Source organism: Bacterioplanoides sp., from assembly GCF_965226395.1.
Taxonomy (GTDB): Bacteria; Pseudomonadota; Gammaproteobacteria; order Pseudomonadales; family Oceanobacteraceae; genus Bacterioplanoides.
The window spans coordinates 3,700,693-3,725,184 of the sequence record NZ_OZ245358.1; the positions used below are offsets into that span (position 1 = coordinate 3,700,693).

At 49.9% G+C, this 24,492-nt stretch carries 31 protein-coding genes and 3 tRNA genes; 5 read left to right on the top strand and 29 right to left on the bottom strand.

What is annotated here, in order from left to right; all coding sequences use genetic code 11:
* Positions 1-37: 37 nt before the first annotated feature.
* Positions 38-967 (bottom strand): electron transfer flavoprotein subunit alpha/FixB family protein, encoded by a 930-nt coding sequence (locus ACO05E_RS16935; RefSeq protein WP_419810670.1) that lies wholly within the window; start codon positions 965-967, stop codon positions 38-40.
* A 12-nt stretch (positions 968-979) separates the two neighbouring features.
* Complete coding sequence (locus ACO05E_RS16940) at positions 980-1,729, bottom strand: electron transfer flavoprotein subunit beta/FixA family protein (RefSeq protein ID WP_255856582.1); 750 nt, start codon at positions 1,727-1,729, stop codon at positions 980-982.
* 357 nt (positions 1,730-2,086) lie between these two features.
* Between ACO05E_RS16940 and ACO05E_RS16945 the strand changes: the two genes are divergently transcribed.
* Together ACO05E_RS16945 and ACO05E_RS16950 are read left to right on the top strand one after the other, a co-directional pair.
* Positions 2,087-3,727 (top strand): electron transfer flavoprotein-ubiquinone oxidoreductase, encoded by a 1,641-nt coding sequence (locus ACO05E_RS16945; protein WP_419810671.1) that lies wholly within the window; start codon positions 2,087-2,089, stop codon positions 3,725-3,727.
* A 167-nt stretch (positions 3,728-3,894) separates the two neighbouring features.
* Positions 3,895-4,608, top strand: a complete 714-nt coding sequence (locus ACO05E_RS16950) for a glutathione S-transferase N-terminal domain-containing protein (RefSeq protein WP_419810672.1) — start codon at positions 3,895-3,897, stop codon at positions 4,606-4,608.
* Between the two features lie 136 nt (positions 4,609-4,744).
* Here ACO05E_RS16950 and ACO05E_RS16955 read toward each other — a convergent pair whose 3' ends face one another.
* On the bottom strand, positions 4,745-5,260 hold the full coding sequence (locus ACO05E_RS16955) for a DUF1285 domain-containing protein (protein ID WP_419810673.1): 516 nt from the start codon (positions 5,258-5,260) through the stop codon (positions 4,745-4,747).
* Position 5,261: 1 nt separating this feature from the next.
* Complete coding sequence (locus ACO05E_RS16960) at positions 5,262-6,146, bottom strand: radical SAM protein (RefSeq protein ID WP_419810674.1); 885 nt, start codon at positions 6,144-6,146, stop codon at positions 5,262-5,264.
* A 158-nt stretch (positions 6,147-6,304) separates the two neighbouring features.
* Between ACO05E_RS16960 and ACO05E_RS16965 the strand changes: the two genes are divergently transcribed.
* Positions 6,305-7,162 carry a putative phage abortive infection protein gene (locus ACO05E_RS16965; RefSeq protein WP_419810675.1) on the top strand — a complete coding sequence of 286 codons (858 nt, stop codon included), beginning with the start codon at positions 6,305-6,307 and terminating at the stop codon, positions 7,160-7,162.
* Positions 7,163-7,506: 344 nt separating this feature from the next.
* On the opposite strand, the gene ACO05E_RS16970 is transcribed toward ACO05E_RS16965, so the two are convergent.
* From ACO05E_RS16970 to ACO05E_RS17055, 18 genes are all read right to left on the bottom strand, one after another.
* Entirely contained in the window at positions 7,507-7,662 is a 156-nt protein-coding gene (locus tag ACO05E_RS16970; RefSeq protein ID WP_419810676.1) for a hypothetical protein, read from the bottom strand.
* Positions 7,655-8,101: a structural protein gene (locus ACO05E_RS16975; protein WP_419810677.1), complete on the bottom strand. Its 447-nt coding sequence runs from the start codon at positions 8,099-8,101 to the stop codon at positions 7,655-7,657. The genes ACO05E_RS16970 and ACO05E_RS16975 overlap by 8 nt, the downstream gene beginning before the upstream one ends.
* A gap of 22 nt (positions 8,102-8,123) precedes the next feature.
* Positions 8,124-8,348, bottom strand: coding sequence for a hypothetical protein (locus ACO05E_RS16980; protein WP_419810678.1), 225 nt, complete (start codon positions 8,346-8,348; stop codon positions 8,124-8,126).
* Positions 8,348-9,160 (bottom strand): hypothetical protein, encoded by an 813-nt coding sequence (locus tag ACO05E_RS16985; protein ID WP_419810679.1) that lies wholly within the window; start codon positions 9,158-9,160, stop codon positions 8,348-8,350. The genes ACO05E_RS16980 and ACO05E_RS16985 overlap by 1 nt, the downstream gene beginning before the upstream one ends.
* A complete protein-coding gene (locus ACO05E_RS16990) occupies positions 9,160-9,699 on the bottom strand; it encodes a hypothetical protein (RefSeq protein WP_419810680.1) in 540 nt (179 codons plus the stop codon). Before ACO05E_RS16990 ends, ACO05E_RS16985 begins: the two co-directional genes overlap by 1 nt.
* Positions 9,689-10,519: a hypothetical protein gene (locus tag ACO05E_RS16995; protein ID WP_419810681.1), complete on the bottom strand. Its 831-nt coding sequence runs from the start codon at positions 10,517-10,519 to the stop codon at positions 9,689-9,691. The genes ACO05E_RS16990 and ACO05E_RS16995 overlap by 11 nt, the downstream gene beginning before the upstream one ends.
* A 1-nt stretch (position 10,520) precedes the next feature.
* Positions 10,521-10,724, bottom strand: coding sequence for a hypothetical protein (locus tag ACO05E_RS17000; RefSeq protein WP_419810682.1), 204 nt, complete (start codon positions 10,722-10,724; stop codon positions 10,521-10,523).
* 1 nt (position 10,725) lies between these two features.
* The gene (locus tag ACO05E_RS17005; RefSeq protein ID WP_419810683.1) at positions 10,726-10,899 is read right to left on the bottom strand and encodes a hypothetical protein; all 174 of its coding nucleotides are present in this window, start codon (positions 10,897-10,899) and stop codon (positions 10,726-10,728) included.
* Positions 10,900-10,907: 8 nt separating this feature from the next.
* Positions 10,908-11,192 (bottom strand): hypothetical protein, encoded by a 285-nt coding sequence (locus ACO05E_RS17010; protein WP_419810684.1) that lies wholly within the window; start codon positions 11,190-11,192, stop codon positions 10,908-10,910.
* A 9-nt stretch (positions 11,193-11,201) separates the two neighbouring features.
* Complete coding sequence (locus tag ACO05E_RS17015; protein WP_419810685.1) at positions 11,202-12,002, bottom strand: major capsid protein P2; 801 nt, start codon at positions 12,000-12,002, stop codon at positions 11,202-11,204.
* Between the two features lie 228 nt (positions 12,003-12,230).
* Positions 12,231-12,878, bottom strand: coding sequence for a hypothetical protein (locus ACO05E_RS17020; RefSeq protein WP_419810686.1), 648 nt, complete (start codon positions 12,876-12,878; stop codon positions 12,231-12,233).
* Positions 12,847-13,308: a hypothetical protein gene (locus tag ACO05E_RS17025; RefSeq protein WP_419810687.1), complete on the bottom strand. Its 462-nt coding sequence runs from the start codon at positions 13,306-13,308 to the stop codon at positions 12,847-12,849. Before ACO05E_RS17025 ends, ACO05E_RS17020 begins: the two co-directional genes overlap by 32 nt.
* 9 nt (positions 13,309-13,317) lie before the next feature.
* A complete protein-coding gene (locus tag ACO05E_RS17030; protein WP_419810688.1) occupies positions 13,318-13,722 on the bottom strand; it encodes a hypothetical protein in 405 nt (134 codons plus the stop codon).
* On the bottom strand, positions 13,706-13,951 hold the full coding sequence (locus ACO05E_RS17035) for a hypothetical protein (protein WP_419810689.1): 246 nt from the start codon (positions 13,949-13,951) through the stop codon (positions 13,706-13,708). The genes ACO05E_RS17030 and ACO05E_RS17035 overlap by 17 nt, the downstream gene beginning before the upstream one ends.
* 57 nt (positions 13,952-14,008) lie before the next feature.
* On the bottom strand, positions 14,009-15,763 hold the full coding sequence (locus ACO05E_RS17040; RefSeq protein ID WP_419810690.1) for a replication endonuclease: 1,755 nt from the start codon (positions 15,761-15,763) through the stop codon (positions 14,009-14,011).
* Complete coding sequence (locus tag ACO05E_RS17045) at positions 15,756-15,956, bottom strand: hypothetical protein (RefSeq protein WP_419810691.1); 201 nt, start codon at positions 15,954-15,956, stop codon at positions 15,756-15,758. Before ACO05E_RS17045 ends, ACO05E_RS17040 begins: the two co-directional genes overlap by 8 nt.
* A 92-nt stretch (positions 15,957-16,048) precedes the next feature.
* Positions 16,049-16,204, bottom strand: a complete 156-nt coding sequence (locus ACO05E_RS17050; protein ID WP_419810692.1) for a hypothetical protein — start codon at positions 16,202-16,204, stop codon at positions 16,049-16,051.
* 11 nt (positions 16,205-16,215) lie between these two features.
* Positions 16,216-16,470, bottom strand: coding sequence for a hypothetical protein (locus tag ACO05E_RS17055; RefSeq protein ID WP_419810693.1), 255 nt, complete (start codon positions 16,468-16,470; stop codon positions 16,216-16,218).
* A 56-nt stretch (positions 16,471-16,526) separates the two neighbouring features.
* Between ACO05E_RS17055 and ACO05E_RS17060 the strand changes: the two genes are divergently transcribed.
* The gene (locus ACO05E_RS17060; protein WP_419810694.1) at positions 16,527-16,880 is read left to right on the top strand and encodes a helix-turn-helix domain-containing protein; all 354 of its coding nucleotides are present in this window, start codon (positions 16,527-16,529) and stop codon (positions 16,878-16,880) included.
* A gap of 105 nt (positions 16,881-16,985) precedes the next feature.
* On the top strand, positions 16,986-18,014 hold the full coding sequence (locus ACO05E_RS17065; RefSeq protein WP_419810695.1) for a phage integrase: 1,029 nt from the start codon (positions 16,986-16,988) through the stop codon (positions 18,012-18,014).
* A gap of 57 nt (positions 18,015-18,071) precedes the next feature.
* Here ACO05E_RS17065 and ACO05E_RS17070 read toward each other — a convergent pair.
* The 7 genes from ACO05E_RS17070 to ACO05E_RS17100 form a co-directional block, all read right to left on the bottom strand.
* Positions 18,072-18,157: transfer RNA gene (locus ACO05E_RS17070), tRNA-Leu, on the bottom strand.
* Between the two features lie 81 nt (positions 18,158-18,238).
* Positions 18,239-18,312: transfer RNA gene (locus ACO05E_RS17075), tRNA-Cys, on the bottom strand.
* Positions 18,313-18,347: 35 nt separating this feature from the next.
* Positions 18,348-18,423, bottom strand: a tRNA-Gly gene (locus ACO05E_RS17080).
* An 81-nt stretch (positions 18,424-18,504) separates the two neighbouring features.
* Positions 18,505-19,071 (bottom strand): CDP-diacylglycerol--glycerol-3-phosphate 3-phosphatidyltransferase, encoded by a 567-nt coding sequence (gene pgsA, locus ACO05E_RS17085; RefSeq protein WP_419810696.1) that lies wholly within the window; start codon positions 19,069-19,071, stop codon positions 18,505-18,507.
* Positions 19,072-19,121: 50 nt separating this feature from the next.
* Positions 19,122-20,951, bottom strand: coding sequence for an excinuclease ABC subunit UvrC (gene uvrC / locus ACO05E_RS17090; protein ID WP_419810697.1), 1,830 nt, complete (start codon positions 20,949-20,951; stop codon positions 19,122-19,124).
* The gene (uvrY, locus tag ACO05E_RS17095; RefSeq protein ID WP_419810698.1) at positions 20,951-21,610 is read right to left on the bottom strand and encodes a UvrY/SirA/GacA family response regulator transcription factor; all 660 of its coding nucleotides are present in this window, start codon (positions 21,608-21,610) and stop codon (positions 20,951-20,953) included. Before uvrY ends, uvrC begins: the two co-directional genes overlap by 1 nt.
* 149 nt (positions 21,611-21,759) lie before the next feature.
* Positions 21,760-24,486, bottom strand: coding sequence for a GNAT family N-acetyltransferase (locus tag ACO05E_RS17100; RefSeq protein WP_419810699.1), 2,727 nt, complete (start codon positions 24,484-24,486; stop codon positions 21,760-21,762).
* Positions 24,487-24,492 lie beyond the last annotated feature (6 nt).

Genomic DNA, 24,492 nt, shown 5'->3' on the forward strand with positions numbered 1-24,492 from the left:
ACCCGGCATAAGCCGGGTTTTTTCTAAGCTACTGATATTACAGAGCATTTTCCAATTCTGGAACTGCTTCGAACAGATCAGCAACCAGACCGTAATCAGCAACCTGGAAGATAGGTGCTTCTTCGTCTTTGTTGATCGCAACAATAACTTTAGAGTCTTTCATACCAGCCAGGTGCTGGATTGCGCCGGAAATACCAACCGCAACGTACAGTCCTGGGGCAACGATTTTACCGGTTTGACCAACCTGCATATCGTTAGGAACAAAGCCAGCATCAACTGCCGCACGAGATGCGCCAACAGCAGCACCCAGCTTATCAGCTACTTTGTACAGCATTTCGAAGTTGTCGCCGTTCTGCATACCACGACCACCGGAAATAACGATATCAGCAGCAGTCAGGTCAGGACGGTCAGACTTAGCCAGCTCTTCACCAGCAAAACCAGAGATGCCAGCGTCTTTTACAACGTCAACCGCTTCAACAGCAGCAGAACCGCCTTCAGCAGCTGCAGCATCAAATGCAGTACCACGAACAGTCATTACTTTAATGCTGTCAGCAGACTTAACAGTCGCAATAGCGTTACCCGCGTAGATTGGGCGAGAGAAAGTATCTTCTGCTTCAACACCAATCACTTCAGACAGCATGTTAACGTCTAACAGAGCTGCAGCGCGTGGCAGGAAGTCTTTACCAGTTGTGGTCGCAGCTGCCAGGATGTGGCTGTAGCCTTTACCCAGTTCAGCAACCAGTTCACCCATGTTCTCAGCCAGCTGGTACTCATATACTGCATTATCAGCAACCAGTACTTTAGCAACGCCATCAACTTTGGCTGCCGCTTCAGCTGCTGCGCCACAGTTAGAACCTGCAACCAGAACTTCAACGTCACCACCAATGGCTTTAGCCGCAGTGATAGTATTCAGAGTGGCTGCACCTAATGCAGCATTGTTGTGCTCAGCGATTACTAAGATAGTCATTACATAGTCTCCTTAAAGCACTTTCGCGTCGTTTTTCAGTTTGTCGACCAGCTCGGCAACGTCAGCTACCTTGATGCCAGCTGAACGTTCTGCAGGCGGAGCCACTTTAACCAGTGATTGAGTGGAAGCAACTTCAACACCCAGATCTGCCGGAGAAGTCATATCCAGCGGCTTACGCTTAGCTTTCATGATGTTTGGCAGAGAAGCGTAACGAGGTTCGTTCAGACGCAGGTCAGTAGTAACGATTGCTGGCAGGTTCAGAGCAACAGTACGCAGGCCGCCATCAATTTCACGAGTTACGTTTACTTTGTCGCCATCTACAGCAACTTCAGAAGCGAACGTACCCTGAGGCATGCCAGTCAGAGCGCCCAGCATCTGGCCGGTCTGGTTGTTATCGCTGTCGATGGTTTGCTTACCCATCAGAACGATTTGAGGCTGTTCTTTTTCAACAACGGCTTTCAGCAGCTTGGCAACAGACAGAGATTCCAGTTTCTCTTCAGTTTCAATCAGAATACCGCGATCAGCACCCAGTGCCAGAGCAGTACGGATTTGCTCCTGAGCCACTTTAGGACCAATAGAAACAACCACAACTTCAGAAGCAACACCCTTTTCTTTTAAGCGAACCGCTTCTTCAACAGCGATTTCACAGAATGGGTTCATAGCCATTTTAACGTTGGTCAGATCAACGTCTGAATTATCAGGCTTTACGCGTACTTTTACGTTGTAATCGATTACGCGTTTAACAGCGACAAGAACCTTCATAGATTCCTCGTAATTATCTTGGTGGATGAATAAAGAGGCCGATGCCACACCATAAGATGAAACCGGAATAGCCCCTTTCCAGCGCGCCACATTATTGGGATGTTTAACGTAAGCGTCAATAGTGAGTCGTATTTATGCCCCGTTTTAACGCTTCAGTGGCACTTTTTGCACGATTTCCCTATGAAATCAGTTGCTTGGTAAAAACACCGACGTATAATGCCGGAATTCAAACGCCCGTTTAAGTCTACTCGATTTAATGATGAATGGGCTAATATAAAGTACTAACACCCACATGAGCTGGCACCGTGAGCCGCTCTGCCCCGTTTTGGGGCTGGGTTTGAGTCTGAGGAGAACACCATGCAACGTGAAGTTATGGAATACGACGTAGTTATCGTCGGCGGTGGCCCAGCAGGCCTGTCTACCGCAATTCGCATTAAACAGCTCGCTGAAGAAGCTGGTGATGAAATTGCCGTTTGTCTGGTAGAAAAAGGTTCTGAAGTCGGCGCCCATATTTTATCCGGTGCTGTTATTGAAGATCGTGCTCTGGCTGAGCTATTCCCTAACTGGAAAGAGCTGGGTGCTCCACTGAACACCCCGGTTAAAGGTGATGAAGTTTACTTCCTGACCAGTGATGAAAAGTCGATCAAGACGCCACACTGGATGATTCCAAAGCCAATGCACAACGATGGCAACTACATCGTTTCTCTGGGCAACGTTGCCCGCTGGTTAGGCGAGCAGGCTGAAAACCTGGGCGTAGAAATCTACCCGGGTTTCCCTGCTGCTGAATACATCGTTGAAGATGGCGCCGTTAAAGGCATCGTTACCGGCGACATGGGCATCAGCGAAGAAGGCGAGCAAAAAGATACCTATATGCCAGGTATGGAATTGCGCGCTAAGTACACCATCTTTGCTGAAGGCTGTCGTGGCCACCTGGGCAAGCAGCTGATCTCTGAATTCAAACTGGACGAAGGCAAAGACCCTCAGCACTACGGCATCGGCATTAAAGAGCTGTGGGACATCAACCCTGACCTGCACGAAGAAGGCCTGGTACTGCACGGTGCAGGCTGGCCGCTGAGCGAGTCTGGCTCTTCAGGCGGTTTCTTCCTGTATCACGCTGAAAATAACCAGGTGGTTGTTGGCCTGATCACTGACTTGTCTTACGAGAACCCACACCTGAGTCCGTTTGACGAATTCCAGCGCATGAAGCACCACCCGGTTATTAAGAAGTACCTGGAAGGCGGCAAGCGCGTATCTTATGGTGCACGTGCGATCACCAAGGGCGGTCTGAACTGCCTGCCTAAGATGACCTTCCCGGGCGGACTGGTTGTTGGTTGTGACGCTGGCACGCTGAACTTCTCGAAGATTAAAGGCACCCATACCGCCATGAAGAGCGGTATCGTTGCAGCAGAGCAAGTAGTTGCAGCAATGAAAGCAGATCGTGCTAACGATGAAATCACTGAGTTCACCAAAGCATTTGAAGAAAGCTGGGCATGGGAAGAGCTGCACCGCAGCCGTAACTTTGGCCCTGCGATGCACAAATTCGGTACCTTCCTGGGTGGTGCATTCAACTTTGTTGATCAGAACATCCTCCCTCTGCCGGTTACCCTGCACGACACCACACCAGATCATGCAACACTGAAGCCTGCATCTGAGTGTCCGAAGATCGACTATCCTAAGCCGGATGGCGTGATCAGCTTTGCCAAGCTGGATTCGGTATTTATCGGTAACGTAAACCACGCTGAAGATCAGCTGTGCCACTTACGCTTAAAAGACAACAGCATTCCACTGGCAACCAACCTGCCAAAATGGGATGAGCCTGCGCAGCGTTACTGCCCGGCTGGCGTGTACGAGATTGTTGAAGATGAAAACGGTCAGCGTTTCCAGATCAACTCTCAGAACTGTGTTCACTGTAAAACCTGTGATATCAAAGACCCATCGCAGAACATCACCTGGGTAACACCAGAAGGTGGCGGCGGTCCTAACTATCCGAACATGTAATCGCGCTATCGCGATTTCAAAAGGCGCTTCCGGAAGGAAGCGCCTTTTTTATTGCCGCAAGTTTTTAAACAACGGACGCTAAAACAAATTTTTTTATTTCAGGCACTTCTGAAATAAACCTCAGCCACCACTATACTGATCAGATACATTTTATAAGTGGAGCAATAATGAGCGCGCAGCAAAACTATCATTCCCTGAGCGAGTATCCGATTACTCAAAAATGGCCTGCCACTAATCCAGATATTATTCAGCTGTATTCCTACCCCACTCCCAATGGCGTCAAAATCTCGATTGCCTTGGAAGAACTGGGCCTGAAATACGAACCGCATTTAATTGGCTTATCAGGTGATGTACGCACCCCTGAATTTTTATCCCTGAATCCAAACAATAAAATTCCAGCCATCATTGATCCTAATGGCCCGGACGGAAAACCGCTCGCGCTGTTTGAATCGGGCGCTATCTTGCTCTACCTGGCGGAAAAAACCGGTAAATTGCTAGGCAATAACGCCGCAGAGCGCGCTGCAGTTATGCAGTGGGTGTTTTTTCAGGTTGGCGGCTTGGGGCCAATGACTGGACAGCTGGGCTTTTTCCACGCTTATGGCGGCAAAGAGATTGAAGACCCTCGCCCACGCGAGCGTTATTACAACGAGGTAAAACGCTTGCTCAATGTGATTGATCAGCAAGTTGCCAACGAACAATGGATCGCCGGAGAGTTTTCAATTGCTGATATTGCAATTGGCCCTTGGCTGCGAGCCATTACACATTCGTACAAGGCTGCTAATGAAGTGGAGTTTGCCAGCTTTAAAAATGTTGTGGCGTATGTTGAGCGCTTTTTGCAGCGCCCTGCGGTTGAGAAAGGCTTGAATATTCCCACCACTTAATTCCCTGCAAGTGAACTGCACTCCTAACAATCAAACTAGGGTGTTTTTTTAACAGCGACAGGACGTCGCGCTAGCATCTAGCCACAGGGATGTGGCACAGATGCGATGACTAAAAACACCCTGACTTGATTGCAGCTCAGCCAATTTTAAATTCAGCACCGGCGGAGCTGATGTAAAACCCATCATTCTTTTCAGTCGCAAGTTCCGCCAGATCGTAAAACGCATTGCGAGAGAAACGCGCCATTAAGCCATTACGCACTTCCATCTCAGGGATGGATTCGCCATCCAGTTGTGATAGCAATAATGGATGCTGCGCATCAATAGTCAGCAGATCACCGGTATTGGTGATGGCTTCAATATGATTGTCTTTTGACTCAATCATGGTGATGACAAAGGGGTGATCTTCCACCTGAATTCGCCATTTTTCGACCGGCGTCAGAATAAAGAATTCCTCACCTTCCTTGCGCAAAATACTGGCAAATAGACGTGTGAGCTTTTCCCTCTCAATCTTCACACCCTCATGCCACCAGGAACCATCTTTGCGGATTACCATATCCATGCCACCGCTGAGCTCTGGGTGCCATTTTTCGACCGGCGGGAGCTGATTTTCGCTCTCTAAGCCAATCTGCTGTTCAAGGTTAGACAAGTTCATATTACAGACCTCGCTGCCACTCTTGCCGCAAGGCAATACGCCCCGCCATTGCTTCATCCAACTGCGCCAGCATCATTGCCTTATCCTCACCAAGATTGCCTTTTAATGGCAGATAGTTAGACGCATGATCGCTGCGGAACACGGTATTTTCGAGCTCAAGCGTATCAATCAGTAAGCGTAGCTCTTTAAAAAGCTGCATTTGATCCGGCAACTGATATTCGCCATTAAAGCCTTCTTTTACCCGCTCATCGCCGATTGGATAGCTCACCACCAGAGTGGAGAGGAAATCCGGCTGGGCTTCGTTCATCAGCAACGCAGAGTTACGCGCATGCTGCTCGCTGTACTTCACACCACCCATGCCGTTCAGGATCATGACGGAGGATTTAATACCGGCTTGCTTGATTTTAACCAGCGCATCCAGAGTGGACTGATAGCTTTCGCCCTTCTTGATGAACTCCAGCACTTCATCGTCACCACTTTCTGCGCCGACATACAGAATGCCTAAGCCAAGCTCGCGCATCTGCTGCAGCTCTTCGACGGACTTCTTACGGATATTGCGTGGCAGGCAGTAGGCGCCAACACGTTTAACCCAGGGCGTGTATTGCCTGATGGCTTCCAGAATGGTGATCAGCTTGCGGGATGACAGCACCATAGCATCGCCATCTGCCAGGAATATTTTTTCGAAACGCGGTCCGAGAACTGCTGCTTCTTTTAACTCCTCGATAATCTCGTCTTCTTTCTTGGCGCGGAATTTTTTCTGCGGCTGGGTGTACATATCGCAGAAGGTGCAGTTGTTCCAGGAACAACCATTGGTTACCTGAAGAATCAGGGACTTACCTTCGGAAGGTGGGCGAAAAACGGGTTCAATATAATCGAAAAGACTCATCACGGATGCTTTTGTAGTAATTTCCGTAATTTTACCGCTGCTCCAACTAGAGCAAAAGGGTGAATCATCATACACGGAAGGAAACTCGTTACTATTGATATTTAGTGTAATAGAAATAAAATTTCGTCTTATCAACAGGCCAAGACACAGGGAATAAAGTGAGAAAGCAATTAGATCAAGCCGATAAAAAACAGAGTGACGGACTAGCAAGAACCCTAATCTTATTAATAGTGATCGCAACCATTGCCGCACTCGTTGCCATTACCACCTACTTCTTAGTCCATAAAGGCCCTTCTATGCCTGAGGAGCAGTCGGCAGCATGGGGACAAATGGGAGATTTTTTCGGAGGAGTACTCAATCCTACCTTCTCGTTTATTTCACTCATTGCCCTGCTGATTACAATTGCATACCAAGTCAAAGAACTTTCCTACACAAGAAAGGAGCTGGAGCTCTCGCGATATGAAATTGCACAATCAACAAAAGCGCTTGAAGGGCAGGAAGCATCTTTAAAGCTTCAGAACTTTGAGAATACATTCTTTCGACTTATTGAGCTGCATATTTCCAATTTGAACAATGCCTCGGTTCCCTCAGATCTACAGCATGAGGGTAAAGTTACAGGCTTAATGAGTTTTGCTCGACTAAATAGATTCTTAGTAAAACATTACCTGAATTCGCGCGAAGTAAATTATGCTGAAATATTTAAGATTGCCAGCAGGCAGGCAAAATTTACAAGCTCTGGCTATTTTTCGACGGTCTACCGGGTTTTGGAATTTATCAAACTGTCAGACTCTGATTTGGGAGGCCCTGATTTATATTTTGATATATTTAGATCGCAGTTTAGCAATCTCGAATTACAAGCATTGTATTTTTACGCACTTGTACCTAGCAATAATGACTTAAAGCAAATATTTGAAGAAACCGGCTTCTTTTACGACTTCGACTATTCAGAACTGAGTCAAATACCCGGCCTTAGGGAAGCCTATGGGCCAGCAGCATTCCGAGAGTTTGGAGTGTGACAAACAATTACGCAAAGCATTAATAGTGAATTAATTATTAAGATAAAAATTAAATGGTGCCCGGGGCCGGACTTGAACCGGCACGTACTAAGTACGGGAGATTTTAAGCCCTCTAAAAACACCAGTAATTTCAAGGAACTCCGCATAAAATAAGGGCCTAGACACCGATCAAGGCACGCCTAAGCCCGTATTAACATATCTAATGTGGACACTATGTGGACACCATTACTCTGTTTTAACTTCCAGAATCGTAACTCGCTTTTCCAGACGCCACATACCAACAGCCAGCACCCAAATACCAACGCCACCGCCCGCCGCGAGATATTCCAACATCATTGATTCCATCAGATTACTTCCACCAGTGCATCCAAACCAACCGCCAGCGCTGTTACAGCAGGTTCCGGCAGACTAACACCTACCGCAGCCAGTCCGACGATCAGAGCGCCGCTAATCAGCTTTTTACGGCCGACGCCGACAATTCGTTTCCAGACATTACGCATAACGATACTCCACAGCCATTCCAATTCCACGGCCAATCAGATCATCACTGTACGGCTGCTGGCCGTTTTCGTGATAGATGATTGCCTTTACCAGCTCCGGCAGGCGATCAGCTACCGTGATTTGTTCGTGCGGATTAACACCCAACTTACCCGCGACCGATTCAACATATGCCAGCGTGTTGTTTTCGTTAGTAGGAGCGTAGCGGTTGATAATGCCTGACACCGTATTCAGCCCATACAAACGCTCATAATTAAGCAGCAGTTTAGACAGAGCACGAATACCGAATTCTGGCGAGTCAAAGATAACGAATGCACCGTCATCACCAGCAGCACCGTCCCAGTCAGCACCTTTGCGGATATTACCCGGGTTGTTATTGCGAATACCTCGAACTGTTCCGGATAGCGTGAACGCTCCCGCAGCGATCAGAATTGTTGCCATTATTCCACCCATCACTAAATATTTATTGATCATCCAACACTGACTCCGGCTCAGGTGGTGCAACGTACTCCGCCACCTCACCGAACTCGCCAGCCTTTGCCATTTCATACAAACCACAGCCATGCGCTTCTACATCATCAGGGGTCGCAGTGAACGGAATCCATCCAAAATCAGGGTGGTTAATTTCCAGATCAATAGCACCAGACTCTGTAAAAACAGGACTCTTCACGTTTTCAGTGTTAAACATTATGAAATTCTCACGAAAGACGACGCCGATGCAGCAGAGCCACCTGGCCCAATAGCACCACCATGAATATCTCCATGCAGTCGCCACGTACCAGATAGCGTCCGACCATTAAAATTCCCTGAGCCGCCAGCAATGCGAAGCCTTGACCCCGAAACAGTGCTATTAAGCGATAAATCCCCACCAGAAATAACCTGAGCGAATACGGTACTACCAATACTATTGCCAACAATACCTTTAATAATGTTTGCAATTTGGCTAACAGAGTGAGTATGAGCCGAATTACTCCCAGCTCTGCTATATGCCGAATCCGCACGGCTATGTGCGTTAATCGCACGAGTACGACCATCATCACCGTGAGCATATGCCTCATCAGCCCGACTATGAGCATTAATCGCACGAGTACGACCATCATCACCGCGAGTGTATGCAGCATCAGCACGATTCTGAGCATTTATTGCACGAGTACGACCATCATCACCGCGAGTGTATGCAGCATCAGCACGATTCTGAGCATTTATTGCACGAGTACGACCATCATCACCGCGAGCGTATGCAGCATCAGCACGATTCTGAGCATTTATTGCACGAGTACGACCATCATCACCGCGAGCATATGCCTCATCAGCCCGGCTATGAGCATTGGCCGCAGCATTACGTGCATTAATCGCCCGAGCACGACCATCATCACCGCGAGCATATGCCTCATCAGCACGACTATACGCAGCATCAGCACGGCCCATAGCACCCGTAATATCAGCAGGTAAAACGGCAACCACATCATCCTGCCTTAAGCGTTTTTGGTAAAATGCCATCAGATTAGATACTCCAGCACCTCTACACGGACGTTATCGCCAGATACCCACACCTCACCATTAGCCGGATGCTCAATAACACCATCTACCGTGAAGTAATCAGCAGCATTTTGAGTCTTGCGCACCTGTACCGACCCTCCGGTTGAAATCAGGGCTGTACGACGCTGCACCGTATCTGTCAGTACACGCACTCCCGCCGCAGTGGCTGTATAGTTGCGCACAGAATAGGTACGAGCACCGCCGGAAATATCTGCTGCATTCGCCACAACTACACTGTCACTGGTTGAGTCAATGTCACCCTCCGACGTTGACGCAGTAATCAGCGTTACCCGGTTGGCCTGACTACTCAGATTTTCAATGGTGTAAAACTTGGAAACCTTCTCAAAACGGACGTTATCACCCGCCCGCATTTCAATAATTTCTGCTTTTTCAGTGGTGATACGGACAGGCCCATTGGCAGCACGAATAACAATGCGTTTAACATCACCGTCAATCCGCACACCGCCTTCGGGCTGGAGCGTTAGCGTTCTATCTTGCACGAGCAACCACCCCCATAATCACCATCCCAGCACCAGCCACCATAGCCAGCACCTTGATCATTTCCATTCCCTGAGCCTCAGACTGACGGCCATTGTTCTTTTGCCACTCATCCATACGCTTATTACTTTCAGAGACAGCCGAGAACGACTCAGCCCTTGCTGCATCACTGGTTTCCAACGCACGAGTAAACGCCTGACCCATAAACTCATACGAACGGTCTGTCGCGTTATCAATGGCAGATAGAGCGGTATCATACGACCCTTGCATAGCATCAAAAGCACGGCCCTGAGTTGTAGACGAGAATTCATAAGCCGCCATTTGTGAACCCGCGCCATACTCCAGCGCTGACTTACTAGATTCTAATGCCAATGCCATTGCACCCGACGACGACGCCCCGACTTTACCCAGAGCACTATCAGCAAATTTCAGAGAACTACCCAGAGCTCCACTGACGGTACCCAGAGCGTCATCCGCAAACCCCAGCGAACCATCCAAAGCAGCATCAGCAAATCTCAGCGAACCATCCAGAGCGTCATCGGCAAACCCCAGTGAATTATCCAGAGCGTCATCCGCAAACCCCAGCGAACCATCCAGAGCGTCATCCGCAAACCCCAGCGAACCATCCAGAGCGTCACTGACGACATCCAGAGCATCAGCACCAAAATCAAACGCACCATCAACGGCACCATGGTCTGTTGTCGTGACACGATTACCATCCCCATTAACAGCGATACCCTCTAAATTTGACGCATCAAAAATAGAGTTATCAATGTTATTAGTCGTTGATTTTTTGGATTTAGAACCGCCAAAAAGACCCATTCTACTTCCCCTTAATCACAGCAATAGCAACCACAGCAGCGGCAGCAGCCAGACCCAATAAAACCGGCGTAGAGATAGCCAGACCGTTAGAACCGCCAGTGCGATAATTCACACCACCAAAACTAAACTTGTCGTTACCACCGGCAACCGCCGTTGATTGTGTTTGCAACGAATACTTACCGCCACCACCACCTGGCATACTCATATCAGATCACCTTGTTCTTTTTCAGCACGTAAAAAGTGCCACCGGCAATGGCGACCGCAACGGCCAGCTTGGTTAAGCCAGAACCCGCAGAGTCAATACCATCACCGGTCATCTTTGCAGCAGCACCGCCACCCACAAGGCCAGCGATACCCCACGCAATCAATGGAATCGGCATATTTCCCCCTACTTCAGAACCGCAATAACCAGACCCAGAACACCGACACCTACACCGACAATTTGCCAGTCAATACCGTCCATGCCCTGAGCCTTCACGCTCTGAGCCACCACACGGTTATCACCCACATCCGAAGCCGGGCGGGCGTTTGGAATCGCCGCCACGGTTTCTTCTGCCTGGGCTTTTGGTGTCATCTGGAACTCTGTCATGGTTTCCCATGCACCAATGGCCTGACCCTGAGCACTATCCCAGAGATCACTGGCACCATCTGAAATTGAACGCCACAGCGACATAACAACCCCCTAGCGATTACGCCAGTCGCGTGGCTCTACCGCTTCCAGCTGTTCAATCAATACCGGGATATTCTGAGAACCACCGGCACCCACGGTCAGACGGAAATTCAGATTCTGAAACGCTGTTTCCATCGCATCACGCAGAGGGAAGCCGCGCTTGGTGGTATCAAACACGAAATAGCCCGCCGGAACGTTCTTACCTTCGGTTTTCAACAGGAAATCATTACGCTTATCTGTCAGCTCGAATACCGTGCGCAGATCCTGCTTAATTTCCAGCTTGTCGATATTCGGGTTCTTAAAGAACATGCGGAGCACTTTGATATCCGGCCCCTTCAGCATTGAGGTGAAATCCACTTCACCCTCTGCCGCCACCGGGATGGTGTTACGCACAAAACGGCGCGTCCACATACGCACCCCCGCGTGAGCCGATACATTGGCAAACGCCTTCAGGCGCGGGTTTACTGCATCGTCCTTAAAGGTGACTTCCAGAACCACGTTATCACCCGGCCCGGTTGCCAAGCCGGTGTATTCGCGGCTATCCAGCAGCACGGCATTCATCATTGCCATTGGCAGCGTGATAAATTCAGCTTCACCCGGCAGAGCGTCATAACCACGCATCATTTCCAGTTCTGCATGAGACAGACTGAAAACTTCGACAGCATTCAGCTTCAGTACGACTTTTTCGATTTTTGCCGCCTGATTGGTTTCCAGATAAATCTCGTCATAGCGCGGGCCATTAGCCAGCACTAAGTTAGCGGTTTCACCAGCACCAACAGCGGTAAAAGAGTCGAGTTCGATATAACGTTGCATACCGCCCCCTTAGAAGAATTTTTTATTGGTCAGATCTTTGACAAGGCTCACGTTATTAGCGGCCCAAGTCACAACCAGAGAAACAGCGGCAGAGAATGCCACTGCTTTTAAAGTAGTTTTATTCATCGTCTTACTCACGAAGTTATTTAACAAAATGACCCCATCAGTAAGAGAAAAGCCGCTGCTTTTGGCAACGGCTTTTCGGTTGTCAGAACCTATAGGTTCAAATTACTTTTTATACTTGAGCTGCACACGCCTTGCAGGCTGTCCGGACGTCTCATCGTAGTGATAAAACTCCAGATTCGTCAGGCTCTTAATGTCCGATTCTGGCACATCAATCACCCCGGAAAACTTCTTGATATTGGTATTTTTCTGCATACCAACCCAGAAAATAGCGCACATATCGTAGACGGTTTTAGGTATTTCCTGCGGACGCTGAGTAACCGGATGCAGCACCGCGCCATACTTCCGGCCCTCATTAAACAACCGGCGCATATTGGGCGAAGCACGACCCACTGTTTCGACCGCTGCCGCCAACTCTTCCAGAATGATATAGGTTGGCTTTCCGCCATCCAGAATGGCCCATGCAACAGCACAGAACCACTCCATCGCCGCCGGATCACTTTCACCATTCCACCCAATACGAAACCCTTTGCCGCTTTTAACGGCCTTCTTCACTGCATCAATAAACTGATTCTTATTGCTGTAATACCGAGTGCCTTTGGCGTGGTCGTTTGAATGATCCCAGATCAAACAGCGAACGCCAGTCTTAGGGAAATCCGGGTTTTGTTTTAATGCCTGACTCTTACCAGAGCCAGACACACCCGAATAAAATGTGTGCCGATTAGGCAGGGACGGATTCGGATTTTTTGCCATCTTCCGCTTCCTCTTTTGCCTTTTCTTCACGCTCAATCCGGTTCGCTGTAGACCACGCCACACCAACTACCGCCGAGAACTTAAACAAGAAGATCAGTTCTTCAATGTATGGCTGCAACCATGGCGGCAGTTCCATACCGTATTTTTTGATAACAGGCATCAGTGCCTTTGCCAGCTCAGATTGCTTTTCAGCAGGCACATCAAAGTGCGGCTTAAACGTCTTAACCGACCCACAGAAGGTGGCAATACCAAAATCAGCGGCCATCTGGGCGGCCTGCTCCAGTTGCTCCGCTTCTTTAGCGGCCATTTCTTCCGCTGCCATATCCGCTGCCGGATCATAATCACCGGATTCACCACCTGGTGATTCCGGTTCTTTCAATGCGTCCAGTTCGGTCAGTTCTTCCAGCTCTACTTGTACTTCTTCAGCCATAGTTACCTCTTAGCCGCCAGCGCGGCCCATTGTGATGATTGCGATACCAAAACCTAGCGCCGCGACGACGAAGCCGCCAAAGCCTTTAGGTTGTTTTGGCTCCGGTTGTTTCGGTTCTTTTTTCGGTTGTTCCGGTACTGGCTCCGGTTGTACGGATTCCAGCATTGGCGCGGGTTCTTTCGGTTGTTCCGGTTCTGGTTTCGGTTCTGCCAAATGCTCATAACCGGGACGGGGCGTTAATGCCTGCCGCCATTCGGTTTGGATTTTGGCCCCGGTGCGCTGGTCACAACCACATTCACAGCGCTTATATAACAACCCTTTGCCTTTACCCCGGCGGGTTTCGTGCAACGTTGCCGCGGTGTTACACACTGAGCACGGCAAGGTTGCCACTACCGGGTTATTTACTTTCGCCATTGGCGATCACCTCCACGACACAAAGGACATGGCCTAACGCCTCATTCATTCGCTGAATCATGGCCAATGATTCAGCGACGGCCTGTTCTGCTAACCGCGCTTTTTCCGCGATCTGAAAGCCACTTAACCCCGCGGCTTTTTGCTGTATCTGGTTTAAATGCGCGACGGTACCGGTAACTTCATTCACCAGACGACGCGATTCTTCGATAACCTCTGTAATTCCTTCCATATCCACCTCTCAATCTAAAAAACCGTGGCTGCAGCCACCCTTTTTGTGACCTGTCCGCTACCGCGTACAGTTATTGTCACAAGTCCTAGGCGGCGGCTGCGCCGCCTTATTTTCGGCGTCCCGCCGCTGTACCGTCCAAATACGATCACGAGTCACCAAAACTCGTCTGGCTACTGCCATTCCGTCCAAATTCACCAGCAGGCCAACCAACTTCTTTATCTTTTCTGCGTAGGTGTTTTCTGCATCACCTTCCAGATACTCAGGGCGCAATAACAGCTCCTCACGCTTAGCCAGTGCACCGCCCAGAGCCTCTACGAATCTTGCCCATTCGCCCCGGTCTGCTGCTGAATGCACTTCTCTAAGCTCTTCTGAATCAAGCCCCAATTCATCGAATCCTTTTCGTCGCAGCTCACGCCAAACGGAGACAGAGGCCGTCCCAATCTGCTGGAACTGGCGAATCCCCCATAAAGAAGCCCAAGCCCGAACCCTAAGAGAACCACTGTTTCCATCCGTACCGCCTTCGTGGTCGTAATCGACTGAGAATCCGTCGATGTTTTTGGCGACATACTTGGACATGTATCCGGCTGCTGATCCCAGCGCCGGATCGATTTGCTTAACATTCCACCGATTTTTCTGAGCGCCATTTTCGTTACCGTCCTCTTTAAGTGCATGCTTACCGAAGACTGCAGCAGCACGAGCCGCCACGTCTTCAGGTAAGAAAATCATTAAGTGAAAGTGGGGTGTTCCATCGTGATGGGGTTCCGCTACACGGAAACCGAACCCCCGGATATCTTCACGCGCCCAGTGCGCCCGGATGCGCGACCAAACACCATTCAGATAAGCCATGGTGTCTACTGGTGTTGAACCATTAAATTTGGAATTAGCGCGGCCTGCTTTGATTTGGGCGTGATACTTAGAAGGGGCCGTCAGTGTGTAGAACTGACCGACAAAGCCCATGGCGGTGGCGACTTCTTCATAACCCCGCATACGAGTCATCAATTCATTACGACGGTTAATCGGGTTAGACACGGACGCCGCAATAGCATCAGCCAGAGGCACCTTTACGCAATCCAAACCCTCACCGGATACAGCCTCATAATCGCCCATCATTTCCGCGTTACTAATCTGGCGCTGCTGCCATTTTTTATAACTGTACTCACTAATATAAGGCGACACCCCAAACCGGACGCCGCCCACTTCACGGATTGCCGCTTCAGTCTTACGACCCGCTACTTTTCGCAACTGACGACGCCACCACTTGTCACACTGAGCACGAGCAATGCAGCCCATTACCGCCGCTGCTGTATCGGCCTTTGGCGTTAGTTCAATGCCGAACTCAGCACAGAACGCTTTAACATCGGCGAACATTTCCGACAGATCACCAGCGTGTTTTTTGCCAGACAACCGCACCAGCGTTTCACAGCGAAACGCTTTGGCCTTAGCCATATCTTTTACTTCGCTTTCATCCAATGCCGCTGATACACCACGACACAGCCGAAGCCGGGTATTAATTCGCTCAATCTCTTTTAACGCGAACTCAGCGCCTTTGTTCTTCAGATTCTTCTTATGGAAATTGGTCAGATAACCAGACAGCCGACCATGATTATTACAGGCGCGCTTTAATGCTTTTTTGGCACTGGAACGTGCCTGATACCGTGCCGACGCTTTGCGTAGCCACTTATTCGCCGATACAACGCAATCAGCCGCCCGCCAGTCGTAACCAGCCAGCAGCACAAGGGCATTCTCTGGCGTATGTCGCTCAGCAATGCCCTGTACAAATTTACGTTGATCAATAGCAAAAGCGTCAGCCATTAGCCAGCGCCTTTCTTAACAGCTTCTTAGGATTCCAGCCGTGTGTAGCCAGCGTGTAATCAATCATCTTTATCCGCATTTCCAGCTCTCTTAACTGGATACGAGCAAACGGCTGAAACAGGTCAACAGCATTCAGCTGTTTAACTGCTTCAGCTCGCATTGAATGCAGATCACTGATTAACTGGTTACGCATATCAGCCCCGCGTATTCTGAATAGCACGAACACAGGCACCGCCAACAACAGCACCCAACACCCACACCATGTACAAAGTACCCGGCGACATCTCAATCATCGTATTCACCCGCCGCCACATCACGAGTGAGCGACTTAATGCCGCCCTGTAAGTAGCCCAGTGCGTAATCGTTACCTTCATCAGCCTTCGCCTGCTCAACTTCAGCAAGCAAGGCTTTCATATCGGCGATTAATCGTTCACGACCCATAGCCACCACTCCTACCGAACGTAAGAACGCGCTTGTGCACGCATTGCAAAGAATTCATCAGCGTGTTCTTCAGCCAGACGCTGTAACAGCACGCCATTGATATAACGCTTGGCGCGGCCACCCTGATCGGCTTTGAACTTGAAAGCAGGCATATCACCGTTATCCATCATGTTGGTGATGGCGGTCTCATTGACCTTCTTATCTTCGGTACTCCACTGCTCAGCCAGAACGGCTGGCGGGTATACAGGCGGTAGGTTTCCGTACATGTTATATTCACCCCTTAAATCGACTTAAAACTACTTTTTGCTTCCAATTGGAAGTAATGAAGCAAATTATTGCTTCCAAATGGATTCAAAGACAAGGGATTTATATATTGGAAATTTCGATTAATGACCCACTCGCTAACAAGTTAAAGTGGATAAGAAAGCAAGAAGGACTCAGCCAAAGGGCTTTTTGTGAAATTCTCAACTTCAGCCCTTCGGTGCTGGCACACATTGAAAGTGGTCGTAATCAGTCGACCGGATTTGATGTTATTGAGGCGATTTTAGGAAATGACCGCTTTGCTCCTTACGCGGCGTTATTGGTTGGTCAGATTCTGACGAAAGAGCAGATTCTTGACTCTTACGAGCGTCTGAAATCAATGCCCGGATACGTTGAGCCTCCAGCTGCTGATTAGCGGCTGGCTGCGCATTCCATGTTCTGAGGTAAGTATGTATATCCATCCAGTAAATTTACTGGATGGATAACCAGTAGTCAATTAACAAACATGTAACTTCCTGCAATGGCAAAAAAGACCGAAAAAGGCTGGCTGGTTGATATGAGACCCGATGGCCGTAATGGCCGGCGGATCCGTCGCACCTTCCCCAGCAAAGCCGAAGCACTGCGCTTTGAAGCACACACCAAATCGCAGGCCGACAAAGGCGAATGGAACCCCAAACCCGACGACAACCGACGTTTATCGGAGTTGTGCCAGCTCTGGTTTAAATACCATGGCAACACGTTAGCCAGTGGCGAAAAGCGCCTGCAGCAGTTGCTGGCAACCAGCCGGGATATGAATGACCCAATCGCCCGGTTAATCAGCCCAAAAGACTGGCTAAAGTACCGTGACCAGCGATTAGATGGCGGCACCAGTAAAAACCACCTGAACCACGAACTGACCTACCTGAAAGCCGTGTTTAACACGCTGTCTGACATGGATGAATGGAATGGCAGCAAACCACTAGAGAAAGTCAAAAAGCTAACCCTGAAAAAGCGACACCCTTTCTTCCTATCGCTGGAGCAGGTCGTAGAACTACAAACCGAGTTAGCAAACAGCAAAAACCCGGACGCACTGACCATAGCCAATATCTGCCTATCGACGGGCTGCCGCTGGGGAGAGGCGCAATACCTGGATGCTGAGAACATCCACAATGGCAAGGTGCATTTTCAGGAAACCAAAAACGAACTGGCACGGTCAGTACCCATCGACGACGAATTAACCAAAGAGATTTTATCCGGACGACCAGAACGCGGACCACTGTTTCAATCAGCATGGGAAGCTTTCGAGTCAGCCATTGACCGCACCAGCATCGAATTACCCAAAGGAACCATGACCCACGTACTGCGCCACACCTACGCCAGCCACTTTATGATAGACGGCGGCGACCTACTGGAGCTGAACAAGATTCTCGGCCACCTAACCATTCAAATGACCATGACTTACGCCCACCTTGCACCGGATCATCTGGGCAATGCACCGCGCCATTCACCACTGGCACGACTGCGCAGACTAAAACAGAGTGGACAAAATGTGGACACAGGAAAAAGCTGAATAAATTCCTGCAGGAATGCAGAATTGATAAGCTGTTGATTTTAAAGGATTTTTAAATGGTGCCCGGGGCCGGACTTGAACCGGCACGTACTAAGTACGGGAGATTTTAAGTCTCCTGTGTCTACCAATTCCACCACCCGGGCATCGGGGTCGACTGAAAAGTCGATGCAGCGTGAATGCTGCCAGGAATCTATCGTTTTTACTGATTGCTTATGAAAGCTAAGTGGAGGCGCGAGCCGGATTCGAACCGGCGTCAGCGGATTTGCAATCCGCGGCATGGCCTCTTTGCTATCGCGCCATTATCAGTTTTTAAACTTTCTTTAAAAGAAAATTTGGAGCGGGAAACGAGATTCGAACTCGCGACCCCAACCTTGGCAAGGTTGTGCTCTACCAACTGAGCTATTCCCGCTAAACGATGGAGCGCATTTTAGAGATTGCGCTCATGAAGTCAACTGTTTTTTCTTACTTTTTAAGCACTTAGCCGATTTTTTTAATTTTGATCAGTGACCTCGGGCTTCCCCATCAGTTCTGGCCAGGCCGCTTTCAGGTAAATCAGCATTGACCAGATCGTCAGAACAGCCGCCACAAACAGGGAGAACCAGCCAATCCACTCAACCACAATATGAACCTGCCCGGCCATCAGGAAGAAAATCGCTGACATCTGCAGAAAGGTTTTCACCTTGCCAACATAACTAACGGCAACGCTGGCACGCTTACCCAGTTCCGCCATCCATTCCCGCAGCGCGGAAATTACAATCTCACGACCAATAATGATACAAGCCGGTATCGTGACCCAGATGCTGCTGTATTGTTCAACCAGTAACACAAAGGCAACCGCAACAATCAGTTTGTCGGCCACCGGATCAAGGAACGCCCCCAGCGGCGTGCTCTGATTCAGTTTCCGCGCCAGATAGCCATCAAACCAGTCGGTTACTCCGGCCAGCCAGAAAATAAACGCCGCCCAAAGTTTGCCTTCGTCGCCGAGCCAGTAAAAACACACCACCATCAACGGAATCATAATGATACGGGCAAGGGTGAGAATGTTTGGCAAATTCATGTAACGGGTACTCCTCAATATGTCTGAATGAATCAGGGCGGCAGGTGTCGCTATTGCTCGCCATGCAGCTGAGCAAATATCTGCCCGGCCAGCTTTTTACTGATTCCCGGAACCTTCTCCAGTTCCTCTTTGCGCGCACTGCGCATGTTTTTTAAGCTGCCAAAGTGCAGCAGCAGATCGCGCCGACGCTTGGGGCCAACCCCCTGAAGCTTCTCAAGGCCGGATTCACCCCGGCTTTTAGCACGTTCTTTGCGATGCCCGGTAATGGCAAAGCGGTGTGCCTCATCGCGCACCAGTTGTAACAACCGAAAACCTTCGTCGTGAGCGTCGGGCATTATAGGGCGAGTCGCATTGGCTTCCCATAAGAATTCCCAACCAGATTTGCGGGTCTCCCCTTTCGATATACCAAACGCCTGCACCTGGTCGGCCAGCTCCAGAGCATTTAACACATCATCAATACGATTAATCTGCCCTTTGCCACCATCAATCAACAATAAGTCCGGCAGATCCTGCTGTTCTTTTAAGCGCGTCAGATGGCGGGTAACCGCCTGTTCCAATGCGGCATAGTCATCTCCCGCCGCCACGCCTTTGATCGAGAAGCGGCGATAGCGGGATTTGGTTAATCCTTCTTCTTCGCCATACACCACACAAGAGGCATAGGTTGCTTCGCCTTTTGAATGGGAAATATCAAAACACTCGATCCGTTTAGGCACGATGGGCAGCGTCAACAGATCAGCGACCTTCTCCAGCTTATTTAGCGCCGCCTGACGGCCTGAAATTTTTGTCTGCGCTCCGGTTTGAGCATTTTCCTGAGCCATGTGCAGCCATTGGCGATTTGAACCACGCACTCCGGCTGAATGCTGCACTTTTTTCTGAAACTGCAGCTGAATCGCCTCTAACAAGGGCTCCAGTAGCGCTTTATCCACCTCAACAATCAGATCGCGCGGTAAGCCATCAACGGCGTGATCCGCCAGATAAAACTGACTAATAAAGTCGACCAGCAACTCAGGCAGCGTTTCACCGGCTTTATTATCCGGATAAAAATTCTGACTGGAGGTCAGGCGGCCATTACGAAACGTAAGGCGATGAATACACAGTACGCCCTGCCAATCGACAATCGCCCAGGCATCTGCATTACCGGTGCCGCCATCGACAAACTGTTTCTCCTGAATGCGGCGCATCATCTCGATTTGGTCGCGCAACTCAGCCGCACGCTCAAATTGCAGCTGCTCCGAAGCCTGTTGCATCTCTGTTTGCAATAACTCAATCAACTCACGGCTTTTGCCTTGCAAAAATAACCGCGCGTGGTCGATATCGCGTTGATAATCCGCCTGCGAGATTTTGCCAACACAGGGAGCTGAGCAGCGTTTGATCTCATATTGCAGGCATGGGCGGCTACGGTGCTTAAAGTAGGAATCTTCACAGGAGCGCAGCAAAAACAAACGCTGCAGATGGTTCAGCGCTTCGCGCACGGCTCCGCTGTTAGGGTAAGGGCCGAAATAACGACCGTCTTTTTTGCGCTTACCGCGTCGATAGGCCAGTAGCGGGTAATCATGATCCGAAAGGTGTAAAAACGGGTAGGACTTGCCGTCTTTCAGCAGGATATTGTAAGGCGGCTTGTGCTGTTTGATTAATGTCTGCTCTAGCAGCAGCGCTTCCGCTTCATTAGCCGTAACCGTTACTTCAATATGATCAATGCGACCGACCAGAGCAACGGTTTTGGTATTCAGCCCACGCGCGCGAAAATAGCTGGAGACCCGGTTTTTAAGATTTTTGGCTTTGCCGACGTACAGTAATTCATCGTCGGCGGAGAACATACGATACACCCCGGCACGCTGGCTCAGGGTGTTCAGAAATGCCGGGATATCAAATGCCGCCATCAGGCGGAAACGCCCGGATCTACCGCAGGATCAACCAGGCCATGGCGAATGGCGAGCAAGGTCAGCTGAACATCACTTTCAATATTCATCTTGTCGAAAATACGATAACGATAGCTGTTGACCGTTTTAGGGCTTAGAAACAACTTCTCGCTGATGGACTGCACCTTCTGACAACCAACGATCATCAGCGCAATCTGCATTTCACGCTCAGACAACTCATCAAACGGAGATGCCTGCTCCTGTTGGAATGGCTTTAATGCCATGCGCTGAGCAATTTCGGAGCTGATGTATTTCTGCCCGGTTTTTACCTTCAGAATGGCACTGTACATCTCGGCCGCGTCCGCGCCCTTAGTAATGTAACCACTGGCACCAGCTTGCAATAAGCGCGAAGCAAACGGGTTGTCGTCGCAGGCGGATACCGCAATAACGTGAATCTCTGAATTCTGGCGGGTAATTTTACGGGTGGCCTCAAGACCACCAATGCCAGGCATATGAACATCCATCAGGATGATATCGGGTGGCGTATCTTTAGCAAACTGGACCGCTTCCTCTCCACTGGCGGCTTCCCCAATCACTTCAATGCCATTCTGATCAGCAAGGATTCGCGATATTCCTGAGCGAACCAATTCATGATCATCAACGACCAAAACCTTAATCAAAGAGAGGTACCTCTGTTAATTTACTCACCTGAATTTAGGCGCCAGGCGAGCAAAATTTCTAAAAACTGAATCATGCCGTGATGCGTCAGACCTGACAACCAACTTCAGGAAAATATGAGCGTCGCTTAACGCTATGATCCGGATCAAATTCACAGATTCCGGCCAAACGACAGCATTTTCTTTCGTTGCCAGCCATGCTGCATGGGGTTGAGGTTTTTGACGACGTCCACCACCCCCTCGGCCACATTCTTATGCAAACTAAAGCCCAGATGCTCACACAGGCCGAGCATACCAGAGTTATGTGGCAACACAGTACCAAAAACCTGCAGCACGCCACGCTCAGTGAGGTATTCAATAATCCGGATCATTAAATGATGACCCAATCCCTCGCCACGGCATTTGTCATCAATGATCACTGAATATTCTGCTGTCACATCATCCGGATCAATCCAGGCGCGGACAACGCCATATAACTTGTTGTCGCGCATGGCCACAAAGGCCATCTCCCGGTCGTAATCAATCTGGGTAAAGCGTGCCAGCTCTTTATGGTCGAACTGCCGCCGGGCAGTGAAGAAGCGTAAGCGTAATGATTCCTGACTCAGGCGCTGATAAAACTGCTCCAGCAGGGGCTCATCTTCACCGCGAATCGGACGAATGCGGTAAAAATTATCATTCTTGCTCTGGTAGTGATTCTCCAGCTCCAGTGGATATGGCTGCATCGCGGATTTAACCGGCAGTCCAACTTCACCCGCCACACCAATCACCCGATAACGACCAACTTGCTGACGAATGGCATTGGCTTCAAATCCGGCAATCCAGGGGTGATTCAGCACCATATGCGATAACGCCACCAGCCAGCGCTCCAACGTAATTAACTCGCGCAGCAGGTTGTCTGAGCGTTCGCTTAATACCTTATAAAAATGGGTGCGCTTGATCAGTTTTTCCGCCAGATTGGCGTTCAGTGGTGGCAACGCTACTTCGCGATCAACCAGAATATCGGCCGTTGAACCGCCGCCACCAAAGAAAATATACGGCCCAAGCTCTTCATCGCGGCCAATACCGAATGAAAACTGCAGATTGTCCAGGGCCCGATACTGCTTCTGAACGGTGTAGCCCAATACCGGACTGTGCGGGAACGCAGCAGCAATTTCTCGCTCAAGTCGTGCTGCCGCCGGAGCCAGGCTGCTTTCTTTATAGATTTCCCGCGCCACCGAACGCAGCCGCTCACGCGGGTTGTCGCCATAAGCAAAAGGATACAAATAGTCGCGGTGATGCACGCGAATCACCCAGGGTTTTTCGATGCGCAGCGCCTGAGACTGCATATCAGATACGGTCTCGCAGTAATAGTTTTCACAAATGGCAAAGCCATAGGCTTCCAGCAGACTCCAGGCATGGGTTGGCAACAGATAATCGCCGGGGCGGTGCGTCTCCAGAATCTGACGATCGACTTCTTTGTGCGCCAGTGAAACCGGCACTTCCAGACTCTCCGGCGTCTCGCGCAATAACGCCTGAGTGCGCTGATGTTGCACCATATACATATAGGATTTAATGGCGTTGTCCGGCGTATCAAACGTCGGGATGCCCTGCTGATCAAAATACTCACGAGCATCTTCGGCGGTGTGCTCTCCCATCCAGCTGGTCAGAATGGTTTTCTGGGTTTTACGCGTTAGCTCTCCCAGTGCCTTGGCATTCTCCATACTGTTATTACCCAGGCTCGGGATATTGATCACCAGCACGGCATCCACCTGGCGATCCGATACCAGAGTATTAACCACTGCCGCTAATTGATGGGCTTTCAGCTCCGGGTTCAGTAACACCGGATTGCTGGTTTTAACGTATTCCGGCAACAGCCCCCGTAAATGAGAGCGGGTTTCTTCGGACAACTCAGCCAGTCGGCCGTTATCATGAATCAGTCGATCCATTGCCAGAATGGCCGGGCCACGTCCATTTGCCACAATGGCCAGTCGTGGGCCAAAGGTTTTCTTTCTCGGACTGAGCGCATCAACACAATCAAACAGCTCATCGGTCGCTGACACACGCAAAATACCGGCGCGCGCCAGTGTTTCATCAATCAGTGCATCACGACTGCGCAGCCCTTTTGGAGTTTCAATGCGGCTAAGTGGACTTTGTGGGAAGCGATTGCTTTTAACCGCCAGCACCAGCTTATGACGGGACGCTGCCCGCAATGAGCGTAACAAGGCTTTGCCCGAACCAATTTCATCCAGCTGAATCAGCAAAGTCCGAACATGGGGCTCCTGCACAATGTAGTCGATCAGATCTGGCAAGCTGACATCCTGACTCTTGCCCAGTGTCAGCACGTGAGAGAAACCAATGTTGCGGCTATAAGCCCAGTCCATGACGCCCGAAGCCAATGTGCCGGATTGTCCGATATAGGCGATATTGCCTTTGCGCACCGGCACATGCAGAAAGCTGGCGTTCAGATTACGCCAAGGCATCACAATACCAAGACAATCCGGCCCCAAAATCCGCATCCGGGTTTGCTCAACCACCTGATCAAGGCGATCGGATGACGGTCGGAACTGCCAGGAGCGCGCCCGGGCAATCCCGCCGGTCAGCAGCATGGCAGCACCAATGCCCTGCTTATGTAGCTGCTTGATGATTTTAGGGACTGTTTCAGCCGGCGTGCAGATAATTGCCAGATCCGGCACCTGCTTTAACTCACCAATACGCGTTAACGCAGGCAGGCTGTAAATTGTTTTATAGCCACGACTATTAATCGGAATAATGGTGCCACTGTATTCGCTGCTCAGCAGATTGCGGACGATGGCACCGCCCAGGCTTCCCTGTCGCTCAGACGCCCCGATAACCGCAATGCTGGCAGGTTGAAAAAAAAGTTCGAGCGAGCGTGTACCCATATCAGG